The sequence below is a fragment of the Pyrodictium brockii genome, from assembly GCF_055379715.1.
Genome location: NZ_AP042401.1, coordinates 1,462,709 through 1,475,951, shown reverse-complemented (window position 1 = coordinate 1,475,951; position 13,243 = coordinate 1,462,709). Strand labels below are relative to the sequence as shown.

Here is a 13,243-nt window from a genome sequence, read left to right as displayed (position 1 = left end):
CAGAGGCTCCGGTGAAAAGAGAGGCTCCTCCCGCCCCAGGGCTAGCTACGGGTGCCGCGGGGCTTGTAGCCGATCTCCTCGAGGTAGCGCTTGAGGGCCTCCACGTTCCAGCTCCACTTGCTCTTCCTGCGCTTGTCCACGTACAGCCCCAGCCTCCGGGCCTCCTCCGGGGTCAGCCCGGCCTCGGCGAGCTCCGCTAGGCTAAAGCCGCGTCCAACCCTGGTGCCAGGGTCTGCACCACCATACTTGAGCAGCCTGGGCTTCTTCACAATAGCGCGCGGCGGCTCCGGCATCTCCGTCGACCCCCAGGCGCCTGGCGGGTGCGGCGGGTTAAATTAAGGGTAGGCCCGTGGCCTAGCCGCTGGTCAGGGGGGAGGTGAAATCCTCCTTTATAGCCCGGAGCGCGAGGCTAGTGACGCTCCTCCTTATGTAGGGGAGCCTGTTCACCTTCTTCACAAAGCTGTCGAGGTCGTTGACGCTGCGGAACTTAGCTATCACGGCAAGGTCGTAGTCGCCGGTTATGTCGTAGACCGCTATCACCCTAGGGTCCTTGGCTATGTACTCGCCGGCGTCGAGTATCTTCCCTCCCTCCACCTGGAGGAGTATTACAGCGGTGACACTGTAGCCTAGTGCCTCGTAGTCAGGCAGCACAGTAAACCTCTTTATCACGCCGTTCTCCACGAGCTTGTGTAGCCTGGCGTGTATCGTAGAGCCTGCCATTCCAAGCTCCCTGGCCAGCTCCCTTATGCTCCGCCTTGAGTCCCTAGCCAGGAGCTTGACCAGCTTAACATCAATCTCATCAAGCTGGGCTCCCTGCAAAGCAGGCTAAGCACCCCGCTGCGCTGCTGGCCCGCACGCCAGCAATGCTGCCGGCATAAGCAGGGTATAATGCTGCTGGCCTGGGCCCTAGGGGAAGCACCTATAGGCTCCCCTTAGGCCGCGGTGGGTAGCCGGTGGAGGGGTCACCCAGAAGTTGGCGGGACTCCGGCGCCTAGTGCTCGACGTTCTAAAGCCCCTCAAAGACCCTTCCATAGTTGACGTCGCGCTCGAGCTCAGCAGGGTTGACGGCGTAGAGGGGGTTAACATAACCGTTAATGAGGTTGACGTTGAGACCCTCAGCCTCACAGTAGTGGTTGAGGGGGACAACATAGACTTCGAGAAGGTCAGGATGATACTCGAGGAGGTTGGAGCGGCGATACACAGCATCGACCAGGTGGTTGCGGGCGAGAGGCTGGTTGAGATACCTAGAAAGCCCAGGGAGTAGCCCTAGCCGCGGGGACGCTTAGCGAGAGGCCTGGGGAGGAGTCGCGTTGCCGGGCGAGGAGGGCTATATAACCATAGACGAGTTCTCCCGGGTAGACCTCAGGGTCGGCAAGGTGGTAGAGGCGGAGAGGATACCCGGCACCAGGCTCCTAAAGCTGATGGTAGACCTCGGCAGCGAGAAGAGGCAAATAGTCTCCGGCATAGCCGAGTACTACAAGCCCGAGGACCTCCTAGGCAAGAAGGTTGTAGTGGTGGTTAACCTGAAGCCCAAGAAGATACGCGGCTATCTCAGTGAGGGGATGATACTCGCAGCCGGCTGTGACAAGGGCCAGAGACCCGTACTGGTGACGGTGGGCGACGAGGCCGAGCCCGGCTGGCGCGTCTGCTAGGCCCGTCGCCGAGCAGGAACCGGGGAAGGGGAGCCCCGTGGAGATATGCCTCATAGGCTACGGCCGCGTGGGAGCTGTAACGGCTCAGCTGCTAGTCCAGGAGTACGGCCTCGACCCCATGGTATTTGACTCCTCGGGCCACCGGGTGGAGGAGGCGAAGCGCCGGGGGCTCCGTGCCAGCCTAGTAGATGCCTCGAACCCCGCCTTTGCCTCCAGGATAGCCGCGGAGTGCAGCATAGCTGCAGTTGCCCTGCCCAGCAGGGCAGCGGCCAGAGTGGTGAGAAGCCTGGTAGACGCCGGGGCAGAGGCGGTAGTAGACGTCTCATACGTGCCGGATCCTCTCGCCTTCCACCAGCCCGCCATAGAGCACGGCTCCCGCGTATTCGTGGACGCCGGCCTAGCCCCAGGGCTCTCCAACATGCTGGCCGTGCGTGCGGCAGGCAAGCTGGACAAGGTCAACAGGGTTACGATATACGTTGGAGGCCTCTCCGCCGAGAGCACCGGCCCCCTCGGGCTCGTGGCGTCATGGAGCATTGACGACCTCATAGAGGAGTATACGAGGAAGGCTAGGGCCAGGATAGCGGGCGAAGAGAAGCTCCTTGACCCAATCTGGGACGCCACCCGTGTCGAGCTACCCGGTCTCGGGGTGTTCGACGCTATGCCTACAGACGGGCTACGCACCCTCCTACGGAGCCTCAGCAGCGTGCCAAACCTGGTGGAGTATACCCTCCGGTACCCGGGCCACGTGGATCTCCTGCGCAGCCTCCGTAGCCTAGGCATGCTCGACGACAAGCCCCACGTCGCCTCCGGCTGCGCAGCCTCGCCACGGAAGATGCTGGTCAAGCTCCTCGAGGAGAGGCTGCCCAGGAGCGGCGACCGGGTAGTACTCTACGTTGAGGCCGAGGGCGAGAAGGGGGATAGCTGGGCCACAATATCCTACCTTATAGATGTTAGGCAGGAGGAGCTAGGCATAGAGACGCCTGTACTAACCTTCATGACGGGGCTTGTCCATGCCTGGAGTGTGGCCCAGGCGGCCCGGGGCTACGGCCACCCCGGCGTCAATGCACCCGAGGAGCTGGCCCCCAGGCTCCCCGACCTAGAGGCAAGGCTCGAGAGGAGAGGTATCCGTCTGCACGAGAGGAGCTGCTACGAGCACTGAACCCCCCGGGCGCCCCGGGCTAGAGAAAAGGGGCCCCGGCGCCCGGGGCCACGGTAACTCCCCGGGGGCCGTGAAGACTGGTATTACCGGTGACCCGGCTACTGGGGGATGAACGGGCCCATCCGCTCCGGAGCCCGCCCTCTCCTCTGGAGCCATGCCGGTGATGAGGAGCTGGCGAGCGGAGCCCCTGGGTAGGGCTGTGCCGAGGACCAGGTGGGGGTACTGAGGCCTCCAGGGAGGGCGTTAGGGGATCCGGGCTGCCGAGGCCTGGCCGTGCATAGCGCTTGCGGGCACAGCATGCCACAGTCACGGGTATGCAGAGTAATGTAGCGAGTGTTGGGGGCCGGGAGACGAGAGGAAGGTAGGGCAGTGAAGGCGGCAGGTCAATCTGTGCACAGGCGTTGATGAAGGGATAGAGTTAAGTAGAGTAGTGTAGTTTGTTGATTTATGAGGATTGTTATTACGATAGCCGGGAGGCTCGGAACCGTGCCCACCCGTGAGATGATAATAGACCCTATAACCCGTATAGAGGGCCACCTGGCGCTCCGTGTTATAGTAGACACGGAGGCCAGAAGACCCATAAAGGATAGCGTCCGCAGCTTCGTGACGATGTTCCGCGGCTTCGAGGTCTTCGACCTAGGGAGGCCCCCCGAGGACCTCCCCCACATAAACAGCCGTATCTGCGGTGTCTGTGGAGCGAGCCACGCCAACGCGAGCACCCTTGCAGTGGACATGGCTTACGGCATCACGCCGTATAGGATGGGTGTAGCTCTCCGCAACATGGCGTATGCTATGACCGACCACATCTACGACCACACGATTATATTGAACATGCTCGAGGGCCCCGACTTCAGCAGCCCCGTGGTAGCCTTCATGACCCCGAAGGTCTACGACCGGGCTAAGAAGACCCTGGCCGAGCACCGTGATATACACGGCTTCACCACCATAGCAGAGATAATGGACGCCCTTACCCCGATAACTGGGAAGATGTGGCAGCTGGCCGCCAAGTTCCAGCGTTACGCCCGCGAGGCTGGTGTGCTGATATACGGGAGGCACAGCCACCCCTCAACCCTCATACCGGGAGGCATAGGCACCGACCTCACCAACGCCGAGTACCTGCTGACGGGCTACATGTTCCGCCTAACCAAGCTAACCGCCTGGGGCAAGTTCATGTACAGCGTCTGGCACGATCTACTCAAGTTCTACGAGGACCTAGGCTACGCCGAGAACGGTATAAGCTACCACCCCGATCCCGCCAAGTCGACTGTAGGCGCTGTAGCGAGCAGCGGCATCTTCTATGACCCCGAGGTCTATGAGAGTATAGGCGATTACGTAGAGTGGGAGGAGTTCTACAGGAACATCGACAAGGCCGCAGCCACCAGGCTGCTAAGACCTGGCATAGTGCTCCGAGGCCAGCTCGTAACCAACAAGTACACGGAGTATAACGCCAGCATTATGGAGCATGTTGAGAGAGCATTCTACAAGGACTGGGCCAACAAAGTAAGGGACCTGCCATGGTACGATGAGCTGGCCAAGAACGACTTCAAGGATCCTCTAGGCAACAGGCTGCTCTGGGGCAAGTACAACCCAGCCTACCACCCTTGGCTCAAGATAACCATACCGAACCCGACCGCCAGGGACTGGGCCGGCAAGTACAGCTGGGTCACCCACGTTCGCCTGGTCTGGAAGGACGGCACCATAACACCCTTCGAGGTAGGCCCCTACGCTAGGCTCCTGGTCGCGAGCAAGCAGCCCGCCAGCGACTACCTCGGCCTATACAAGAGCGGCGGTAACGGCCTCCTCAAGGTGACGCTGCCGCGGGCGTGCACCGACGAGCTACCCTCCAGCGTGTGCGAGGAGATGACGTTCGAGTGGAAGGTGCCGGAGTTCAGCTCCACGATATACAGGCTGTGGGCGCGCGCCTTCAACCTACTGATAGACATAGTGAGTGCCTGGAACAACCTCACCAAGGCCCTCGAGTACGTGAAGACGGGCCATGCCAGTAGGACCAGCAGGCCGTGGAGCTACCCGAACAGGATAACCTTCGGCGTCGGCCTCATAGAGGCGCCCCGCGGCACTGTGAGGCACTGGGTCGTACAGAAGGCCGGCAGGACTCTCAACATACAGATACACGCTCCCACAACCGGTAATGTGAGCCCGCAGGACAAGTGGGGCTACAGCCCCTTCGAGCAGAGCGCTATCAACACCTACGTTACAGAGGAGGTTAAGCCAGAGGATTGGACCGGCCTAGACTTCGTGAGGGCGATAAGGAGCTTCGACCCCTGCCTGGCGTGCGCCGCCCACATACAGCTCGTAAGAGACGGGAAGACTATAAAGACCGTCAAGAAGATAATAACCTCAGCCCACTACAGCTAAGGCCTCCTACGGTTTCTCTCACCGCTCCAGTATCATCGATCATCCATGTTCATATTTTATCCGCCCCTCTCCTCTGGCGGCGTAACACTGTATTGCGCCTGGGCCTCCGGACCCCCTGCGGGCATCCGGGGGTTGCCTGCCGGCCCTGGCTCTCGTGGATAGGGTGTGGCTCCGGGATGGGCGCTGCAGGGAGTGTTTCAGATGATAGGCAGCTGGCTGATTATGCTGTAGAAGTTTTCCGGGAAGCTGTTAGGAGGGGCTTCCCCGCTCACGCGAAGAGGCTTACAGCCGACTCTATCCTAGTCCGCACCCGCCACGGCAAGGCTGCGCTCTTCGCAAGTACTATAGATGCTGGCGACGGCTCCTACTACCTTGCGCTTGCGGCGGAGAAGTACAGCATCTGGGGGGTGCGCGTCGCGAGGATAGCAGGCGGCAGGATTGTGGAGGTTAACGTGCACCTCGTCCCCAGCGCTGTAGGCCAGCACGCGGTGCTAATGTCTACCTTCGAGGTGGATGTCTGGCATAAGAGGCTCGCGCTGATGGGCAAGGCTGTGCCCGTGGACGATGCTCCCCCGGCGCTGCGGCCCCTCGTCGAGCTTGGCGGCGAGGTGAGGTTTCTCAGGGATACCATGGACTACTTCGCCGTGGTTGAGGGCGTGGTGCCGGCCTGGTACAACGAGGTCACGGGAAGGCTTGATGACGCGAGGGAGTGGCAGAAGGCTATGGGCGTTCTCCCCGAAGGTCTTCTCGGGGTTGAGCTAGGCTAGCGCCACCCCCCTCCGGGGAGGGGAGGAGCGCTGCTTGTATGCTCAGCACCCCCCGGAGCCTAGCCAGGTGCTTGTAGAGGCTTTTCACGCGCCCGCCCTCGCCTCGGACAGCTATTATATAGAGGATATAGCCCGGCGAGGCTATAATAAGGGTGGCCGAGTGGACCACGTCGCTGTACTCGCTGAGGAGCCGCTGGAGGCTGGATGCGAGGGCCTCATTGGACTTCGGCGCTAGTAGCTGGAGGGTCCCGCTCACCCTGCCCCGGTGACTCCACCACCTGTTGAACGCTATGAAGAGCTCGACGGCGTCCCTTATAGCCCTGGACACGCTCGTGTACCCCATGTTTCGCGATACCTCGAGCAGCTGCTGGTATACGTGGTCGGGCAGCGCCACCCCGGTCTTGACCACCACTCCTCCGGGCACCCCCGCGGGCGGGTTCCCAGGCAAGCCTAAATACCGGGTATGGCGCTGCCGCCCGGCTATGGGGCTGTGAAGACGGATTATCGGGCCGACGGATGGGGAGAGTACCCTCTGGCAGAGCCCTCCCCCGCCTCCTCGGGGCCCTGGAGCCTTCTGGGGATGCGGCATTGCCTGCAAGACCCATACTGGAGCTGGTGAACGTCACTAAGGCCTACCGGGTCGGGGAGACGGTGACCTGGGGCCTCCGGGGGCTTAGCCTCCGCATCTACCCTGGCGAGTTCATCTCGGTCATGGGCCCTAGCGGCTCGGGCAAGACGACGCTGCTCAACATAGCGGGGCTCCTAGACCGGCCGACAAGCGGCAAGGTCTACATAGACGGGCTCGACGTCTCGAGGCTGCGGGACCGGGAGCTCGCAAGGCTGAGGAACAAGTACATAGGCTTCGTGTTCCAGCAGTTCAATCTGATAAACAGGCTCACAGTGCTAGAGAACATAGAGCTGCCCCTTATCCCCCGCGGCGTGCCGAGGCACGAGCGCCGGAAGAGGGCGGAGGAGGCGCTGGTCAGCGTTGGGGGAGACCCCTCCTGGCTCCCCAAGAAGCCCCTTCAGCTCAGCGGCGGCCAGCAGCAGCGCGTCGCCATAGCCCGGGCGATAGTCGGCGAGCCCCTGATACTGCTTGCAGACGAGCCCACCGGAGCCCTGGATAGGAGGACTGCAAAGCGCGTTGTGAATACCTTCATCTCCCTTAATAAACGTGGCCAGACGATAGTTGTCGTCACCCATGATCCCGAGGTCGCCAACTGCACGCACAAGATATACATGATACGCGACGGCAACATAGTGGAGGTTGTGGAGCCAGACATCTCCAGGTGTATAATCAACACAGTACGCTAGCGCGCCGCACGGGAGCCCGAAACCCCTTGATTTATACCCGGGTGCCGGGTGGGGAAAGCCTAGGAGGCGGCTACATGCATCGCATCCGTGCGGCGCTGGTAGTCTTAGCTGCTGCCGTGGCGCTGCTGCTCCTAGCTCCAGCCCTCCCTAAGGCCTCTGCCGCCCAGGCCCCCATAGGCTTCGAGCTAATAGCAGAGAGCTTCACCCGTCCCGGGGGAGGCCCGCCGATAGCCGGAGAGGACGCGCTCCTCCATATAGAATGGCTTCACGAGGGCTACCTGGCTGCCGACAGCGTCTACGCCGTTATAAGTCTCCCAGAGGGCTTCTCGCCCCAAAGGCTTGTGGTGCACCTCGGCCCCTCCCATCCCGGCGACATACTAGTAGTTGAGAAAACTGTTAGGATTGTGAATGCAGCGCCCGGGGTCTACACGGCAAACGTTACCCTCCACGCTGTAGCCGGCAGCGCCTCATACGAGTTCAACTACACGCTACGGCTCCAGGTGTCCCTATGCCCTCCAGGGCTAACCGTCTCCGCCAGGCTCACCCCGTTCAGCTACCCAGGCTCCAATAATGTGCGGCTAAGAGTGACCCTTGATAACAAGGGCCCCGGGGAGGTGAGTAATGCCACCCTATCCATCCAGCTCCCCAGGGGCTGGTGGCCCCGCGGCAACGAATCCTGGAGCATCGATAGGCTAGGCGTCAACGAGTCCTCGAGCCACGAGGTTACAGGGGTCTACGTTCCGGCCTGGGTGAGCCCCGGCGTCTACTACGCAAAGCTCTACATGGACTACTACTGCACAATCGACAACACAACTAGGCATGTAGAGTACAGGCTCCCCCTCCCCATCCGCGTGGATGAGCCGGAGCAGATGCGTGTCGAGCCCCTCCTGCTAGGCTGGGCCTGGGGTGCCGCCTACCCCGGCGAGGCCTCCACGCCCATAGGGATAGTCCTTGTGAACAGGGAGCCCTACACGGTCACGGGGCTCGTCGCGGTCCTCCAGCTCCCTCAGGGTATGAGCATAGCCGGCGGCAGCGAGAGAGTATACCGGACCGCCCTCAGCAACCTGGCAGCCGGCTACGGCGACACGATAACGCTTACCCCGAGGGTCGACGTGGACGGGAGCCTGGCGCCCGGAGTCTACAACGCGAGCCTGCAGCTCATCTTCACCGTGTCCTGGCAGGGCGCCACCACCACGCTGCCCGCCGTCTTCAACTTCAGCCTCCCGGTGGCTAGCCCTGCGTCGCTGAAGGCCAAGATCCTCTATGCTGGCTGGAGTGACGGCTACGCCTACCCCGGAGAGGTCTCGGCACCCCTACGCGTAGCTGTGGAGAACCTGGAGGACGCCACGGTGACCGACGCGGTACTGACAATCCAGCTGCCCCAGGGTATAACCTGGAGAGGCCAGCAAACAGCCAGAATCACCGCGGGCAACCTAGCGGCCGGCTATGGGGGCGTGGTAGAGCTCTCGACGGCTCTAGACATTTCGCCCCGCCTCCCGCCGGGCCGCTATACGGCAAACGCCACCCTGGTCCTGGTGCTCAGGAGGAGCGATAACAGTGTGGCCGTTAAGTCTATGAAAATACCCTTAGTGCTCATCATCAGCCCTAAGCGCGCAGAGAGGGTGGAGATTGTCTCGGCCCGCTGGGCCACCTGGGTCACCGGCGACAAGGCGTACTCGGCGACCCTTGATCTAAGCATAGGCTACTGGGGCCACGGCACTCTCCGCTACCTAGTCGTTGAGGCTAGGCCCCTGAGGGGCGCCGCGCTGAGGGCGGGGAAGCCCAGCGCCACTGTGGTCCAGAGGCTCGACCTCGCCCCAGGCGATATAGCCTCAATATCCATACCCGGGGTGAGCATAGCCGGTAACGCTACTAGGGTGGTGATGGCTCTCAACGTGACTGCGGTCATCTCCTCGCCCGGCGGCGGCGTCTACAATATATCAGCCCGGAGGATCATAGAGCTTAGCCCGCTTCGCGAGCAGCCCCTCCGCCTAGGCTACGTTGATGTGGCGACCGCCCACCTGGTCCCCTCCTCGAGCAACGTAGAGGTGGACGTGGGGATAGCTAACACTGCACCGGAGCAGGTAACTATACTCTCCGCCAGCCCTGGCAGCGTCCCCGGCGTAGAGGCCCGGCTCGTCGGGGGCGACTGCCTGACAGCAGGCGTGGCCCCCGGCTCCGTCTGCACCCTCCGGCTCGAGGTGAACGTCTCCAGCAGCGCTAGGCCCGGGGCATACAGTGTGCCGCTCACCATATGGTACAGCTACCACGGCGAAGCCGGCACCGTGGTCACCGGCCGCCAGGAGGTAACGGTGCCCCTCGTAGTGGAGCCGGTGGGCGACTATGCCCCAAGGCTGCTGGTGGCCAGGGCCTACCCTGCCACAGCTCCCGGCACAGCCCCGGTACACGTCTACCCCGGCGACGAGGCTGTGCCGCTACAGATCGAGGTATACAACCCAGGCCGCTACCAGGCCACCGGCGTGCTGGTCCGGCTAAAGCCCCTCGACCAGAGGGTAGAGGTGGCTAGCCAGCCCCAGGCCTGCAACGCCCTCGCTCCAGGCTCCTCGTGCACGGTCACAGCCTACCTCCGCGTAGCCCCCGGCGCACAGCCCGGCCCCCACCGCCTGGAGGTAACGATAAGCTACATATTCACCGGGTTCAACGCCCACGTGGTGGTAGAGTCCAGGAGGAACATAACCCTGGTAGTTGACGACCCGAACAAGGCCGTGTACCTGCTTGACGCGGGCTGGCTCTACACGCCGAGGCCGGGCACCAGGACAGCAGTACTCCTCCTCCGCGTCTACACAGACCCCTCCAGGGCCGCCCGCATATCATCCATAGTGGTCAAGCTCCCGCCGGGTCTCTTTAACCCCCAGACTGGCGGGGACATGGTGGTGGCGGTCCCGGAGGCCGAGGCGCTAGCGCAGCTCCCGCCGGGCTCCGCAGGGGGACGCAGCCCCGGGGTTAACCTGGAAAGGCTGCTCAACAGAGTGAGCGGCGCCGCCCTGGCAGGAGAGGCCGAGGTTTATGTAGCGCAGGTAGGCGTCAATACCACTAGGCCTGGCAGCGCGGCGCTAGTGGTCGACATAGCCTGGGTGGACCAGCTAGGCTATCTCCACCATGCGGTGAAGCAGCTGGAGATAGCCCTGCCTATGTCCCCCAGCATCATAGAGGTTAGGGCCCCAGTCTACGCCGATCTACGGGGCGGCGTGGCAACGGTCAACGTTACCCTCTTGAACGAGGGGCCCTCCCTGGTCTACAACGTCTATGCTGTGCTGGCTCCCGTCTCCACGGCAGGCTACGTGGCCTCCTCAACCAGGTACCTGCCCGTGCTCGAGCCGGGGGAGCCCGTTAACTTGACCTACCGGGTCGTATTCAACCCGGCCAGCTTCGGCTCCTCGAAGAGCTACACGTTCACTGGTTTGCTGACGCTAGTCTACGAGGACGCGGCCGGCAGGCTCAATACATTGAACACCAGCATAGCCTTCATAATGAGGCCCTCTATAATCCTACGCTTCACCCAGCTTGATGCAGAGTGGCATAACGGCACACTGATAATCAAGGGTATAATAGCGAACGAGGGCGTCGAGACAGCCGAGGCGGTAAGAATAGAAGCCTACGCCGACGGCGGCCACGCCTCCATCCTCCTGGGCTCTCTAGACCCTTCAAGCGAGACGCCCTTCAGACTAGAGCTTCACCTCCAGAGGAGGCCCGAGGAAGCGAGGATCACGGTCTACTACAGCGACAGCTACGGCATAGTCTATAGTATGAACGAGACGCTGCCGGTGAGGGAGGCAGTGCCGAGCAACACCCCCGCAGCCGGCAAGAGTATGGAGGCTAGGCCCCCGCTGAGCCCCAGCGAGGTAGGCGGCGTGGCGGCCGTGCTGGCCGCTCTAGCGGCTGTCCTGGGATATGTGGCTTATACGAGGCATCATAGGCTCCCCGGAAACGTGTAGAGAGGGCTATCTCCCGGAGGCGGCGAGGATGCTGAAGCTCGGCGAGATTCTTGACATAGCTGTTTTCGCTGTAAGGGCTATCAGCGAGCGGAAGGCGAGGAGCGCACTAACCATCATAGGGATAGCTATAGGCCCGCTGGCGCTCGTAGCTATAATGAGCGTGGTGCAGGGCTACTCCGGCTACGTGATCAAGCAGATCCAGGGCCTCGGACAGAACATTATAGTGCTCGTACCTAGCTCAAGCTACAAGCTCACACAGAACGACCTAGCGTTCCTTGAGAGGCTTCCCGGCGTGGAGGTGCTCACACCCTTCTACACCGCCCACGCTAAGGTAAGGCAGGGCGCGAAGAGCATAGATGTGACAGTGTACGCTGTGGACCTGGACACGTTCTTCAAGGCGCTCGCGAAGCTCCGGCTCGAGGAGGGCCGCGTCCCCTCTCCAGGTGAGAGCGTAGCGGCGGTGCTAGGGCACTTCGTAGCCTACGATGAGCAGGGGCGCCGCCGCTACTCCCCCGGGGACGTGGTGACCCTCACATACTACGAGATAGGCAAGGGCGGGCAGATCAGGGAGAGGAGGATAAACGTGGTGGTCAGCGGCGTGCTCGCCGAGTTCGGCAACGCCTTCTTCGTGAATCCGGATAAGACCGTGTTCCTCCCCCTCAGCGCCGGTAGGCGGGTGCTGGGCCTCCACGACTGGAGCGGCATAATCATAGTGGTGCGTGACCCGGCGCTTGTGGAGAACCTGACCAAGCGCCTGCGCAGCATCTACGAGGACCGCGCCGGCGTCATCTCGCTGGTGGAGGTAGCTAGGGTTGTCAGTAGCATAACGGCCGCGATGAGGTTTGTAACGCTGGCTGCGGGTGGGGCGGCGTTCATGGTTGCTGTGACCGGCGTGGCGGCAACCATGATAACATCGGTTATGGAGCGTACCAGGGAGATAGGCGTATTGAAGGCTTTAGGCTTCACTAACGTTGAGGTACTCTTAATGATACTCTCGGAGGCGCTCGTGATGAGCGTGCTGGGCGCCGTCATAGGTATAGTATTGGGCGTTGTGGCGGCCTACGTGCTCTCCGGCAGGGGCATGGTGATACGGGGGGCCCAGACAATAGTTATAAAGGCTGAGCCCGCGATAACCCCGGAGCTGCTGTCCATGGTGCTAGTCATGACTATAGTGGTGGGGCTGGTCGGGGGGGCTCTACCTGCATATAAGGCGGCTAAGATACCTCCCGCGGCGGCGCTCCGCTACGAGTAGACAGGGGCCGGCGCCGAGTGGCGGCAGGGGGTGGGATGCTTGAGCAGGGAGTATAAGGGCCGCAGAGTGGTAGTCTGGCCCGTCTATATAGACTCCAGCGCCTCGCGGGGCGAGGGCCGGAAGGTGCCGCTGAGAGACGCTGTGAGGAAGCCGAGAGTCGAGGAGATAGTTAAGGCGGCCCAGAGGCTCGGGCTCAACCCGGAGGTGGAGGAGGCCCGGTACCCGCGCAGCTGGTGGGAGAACACGAAGCGCGTCGTAGTGGACAAGATGGGTTCCAAGCTAAACACGCTGAAGGCTATAGCGGCCGAGATTAGGAAGCTCCGTGAGGAGAGGCGTAGGCTACGCCGCGCCTGAAATTAGGCGGCGTCCCGCGCCGGGGCTGCAGCAAGGGTGTCAGGGCAATGCACGTGGATGTGAACGCGTCCATGCTCCTGGCGGCGCTGGCCCTGACGCTGCTGGTGAACGTGCCGTTCGGCTACTGGCGCGCCTTCGCCAAGCGGAGCAGGCGGATGCTAGAGTGGGCTATCGCGGTCCACGCCCCAGTCCCCGTGGTAGTGGTGCTGAGGCACTGGGCCGGGGTGCAGCTGTCCCTCGACTACGCCGGCGTCATAGCCCTCTTCGTGGCCATGTACTTCGCGGGGCAGCGGGTAGGAGCCATGATACACGGCATCCTCGCCTCCCGGGGCTGCATGACGGGCCGCAACATGTTCGATGACGTGCTCCGCTTCTACCGCGCCGCCTCGCGGCGGCTGCAGGGAGCCGGCTAG

At 62.4% G+C, this 13,243-nt stretch carries 13 protein-coding genes; 10 read left to right on the top strand and 3 right to left on the bottom strand.

The features are described from left to right. Positions 1–41 precede the first annotated feature (41 nt). On the bottom strand, positions 42–293 hold the full coding sequence (locus ACZ42Y_RS07905) for a 50S ribosomal protein L13e (RefSeq protein ID WP_464735438.1): 252 nt from the start codon (positions 291–293) through the stop codon (positions 42–44). Between the two features lie 61 nt (positions 294–354). Continuing rightward, positions 355–819 (bottom strand): Lrp/AsnC family transcriptional regulator, encoded by a 465-nt coding sequence (locus tag ACZ42Y_RS07900; RefSeq protein WP_464735437.1) that lies wholly within the window; start codon positions 817–819, stop codon positions 355–357. A gap of 154 nt (positions 820–973) precedes the next feature. Between ACZ42Y_RS07900 and ACZ42Y_RS07895 the strand changes: the two genes are divergently transcribed. The 5 genes from ACZ42Y_RS07895 to ACZ42Y_RS07875 all read left to right on the top strand — a co-directional run bounded on the left by ACZ42Y_RS07895 (position 974) and on the right by ACZ42Y_RS07875 (position 5,954). Further along, on the top strand, positions 974–1,264 hold the full coding sequence (locus ACZ42Y_RS07895) for a DUF211 domain-containing protein (RefSeq protein ID WP_058370515.1): 291 nt from the start codon (positions 974–976) through the stop codon (positions 1,262–1,264). A gap of 46 nt (positions 1,265–1,310) precedes the next feature. Further along, positions 1,311–1,652, top strand: a complete 342-nt coding sequence (metG, locus tag ACZ42Y_RS07890; RefSeq protein ID WP_464735436.1) for a methionine--tRNA ligase subunit beta — start codon at positions 1,311–1,313, stop codon at positions 1,650–1,652. 37 nt (positions 1,653–1,689) lie between these two features. Continuing rightward, the gene (locus ACZ42Y_RS07885) at positions 1,690–2,811 is read left to right on the top strand and encodes a saccharopine dehydrogenase family protein (RefSeq protein ID WP_464735435.1); all 1,122 of its coding nucleotides are present in this window, start codon (positions 1,690–1,692) and stop codon (positions 2,809–2,811) included. Between the two features lie 447 nt (positions 2,812–3,258). Next, positions 3,259–5,187 (top strand): nickel-dependent hydrogenase large subunit, encoded by a 1,929-nt coding sequence (locus tag ACZ42Y_RS07880; RefSeq protein ID WP_464735434.1) that lies wholly within the window; start codon positions 3,259–3,261, stop codon positions 5,185–5,187. 176 nt (positions 5,188–5,363) lie between these two features. After that, a complete protein-coding gene (locus tag ACZ42Y_RS07875) occupies positions 5,364–5,954 on the top strand; it encodes a hypothetical protein (protein ID WP_058370519.1) in 591 nt (196 codons plus the stop codon). On the opposite strand, the gene ACZ42Y_RS07870 is transcribed toward ACZ42Y_RS07875, so the two are convergent. Beyond that, entirely contained in the window at positions 5,908–6,366 is a 459-nt protein-coding gene (locus tag ACZ42Y_RS07870) for a CopG family ribbon-helix-helix protein (protein WP_058370520.1), read from the bottom strand. The two genes, ACZ42Y_RS07875 and ACZ42Y_RS07870, sit on opposite strands and share 47 nt — an antisense overlap. Before the next feature lie 176 nt (positions 6,367–6,542). On the opposite strand from ACZ42Y_RS07870, the gene ACZ42Y_RS07865 reads away from it, so the two are divergent. The 5 genes from ACZ42Y_RS07865 to ACZ42Y_RS07845 all read left to right on the top strand — a co-directional run bounded on the left by ACZ42Y_RS07865 (position 6,543) and on the right by ACZ42Y_RS07845 (position 13,243). Further along, a complete protein-coding gene (locus ACZ42Y_RS07865; protein ID WP_464735433.1) occupies positions 6,543–7,268 on the top strand; it encodes an ABC transporter ATP-binding protein in 726 nt (241 codons plus the stop codon). Between the two features lie 74 nt (positions 7,269–7,342). Beyond that, positions 7,343–11,224 (top strand): COG1361 S-layer family protein, encoded by a 3,882-nt coding sequence (locus ACZ42Y_RS07860; RefSeq protein ID WP_058370522.1) that lies wholly within the window; start codon positions 7,343–7,345, stop codon positions 11,222–11,224. 28 nt (positions 11,225–11,252) lie between these two features. Continuing rightward, the gene (locus tag ACZ42Y_RS07855; protein WP_464735432.1) at positions 11,253–12,476 is read left to right on the top strand and encodes an ABC transporter permease; all 1,224 of its coding nucleotides are present in this window, start codon (positions 11,253–11,255) and stop codon (positions 12,474–12,476) included. A gap of 39 nt (positions 12,477–12,515) precedes the next feature. Next, a complete protein-coding gene (locus tag ACZ42Y_RS07850) occupies positions 12,516–12,830 on the top strand; it encodes a signal recognition particle protein Srp19 (RefSeq protein ID WP_058370524.1) in 315 nt (104 codons plus the stop codon). Positions 12,831–12,877: 47 nt separating this feature from the next. After that, positions 12,878–13,243: a hypothetical protein gene (locus ACZ42Y_RS07845; RefSeq protein ID WP_058370525.1), complete on the top strand. Its 366-nt coding sequence runs from the start codon at positions 12,878–12,880 to the stop codon at positions 13,241–13,243.

Coding starts and splice junctions, on each gene's coding strand:
- ACZ42Y_RS07880 (WP_464735434.1), top strand. CDS start 3,259: ATGAGGATTGTTATTACGATAGCCGGGAGGCTCGGAACCGTGCCCACC.
- ACZ42Y_RS07875 (WP_058370519.1), top strand. CDS start 5,364: ATGGGCGCTGCAGGGAGTGTTTCAGATGATAGGCAGCTGGCTGATTAT.
- ACZ42Y_RS07860 (WP_058370522.1), top strand. CDS start 7,343: ATGCATCGCATCCGTGCGGCGCTGGTAGTCTTAGCTGCTGCCGTGGCG.
- ACZ42Y_RS07855 (WP_464735432.1), top strand. CDS start 11,253: ATGCTGAAGCTCGGCGAGATTCTTGACATAGCTGTTTTCGCTGTAAGG.
- ACZ42Y_RS07905 (WP_464735438.1), bottom strand. CDS start 293: ATGCCGGAGCCGCCGCGCGCTATTGTGAAGAAGCCCAGGCTGCTCAAG.
- ACZ42Y_RS07845 (WP_058370525.1), top strand. CDS start 12,878: ATGCACGTGGATGTGAACGCGTCCATGCTCCTGGCGGCGCTGGCCCTG.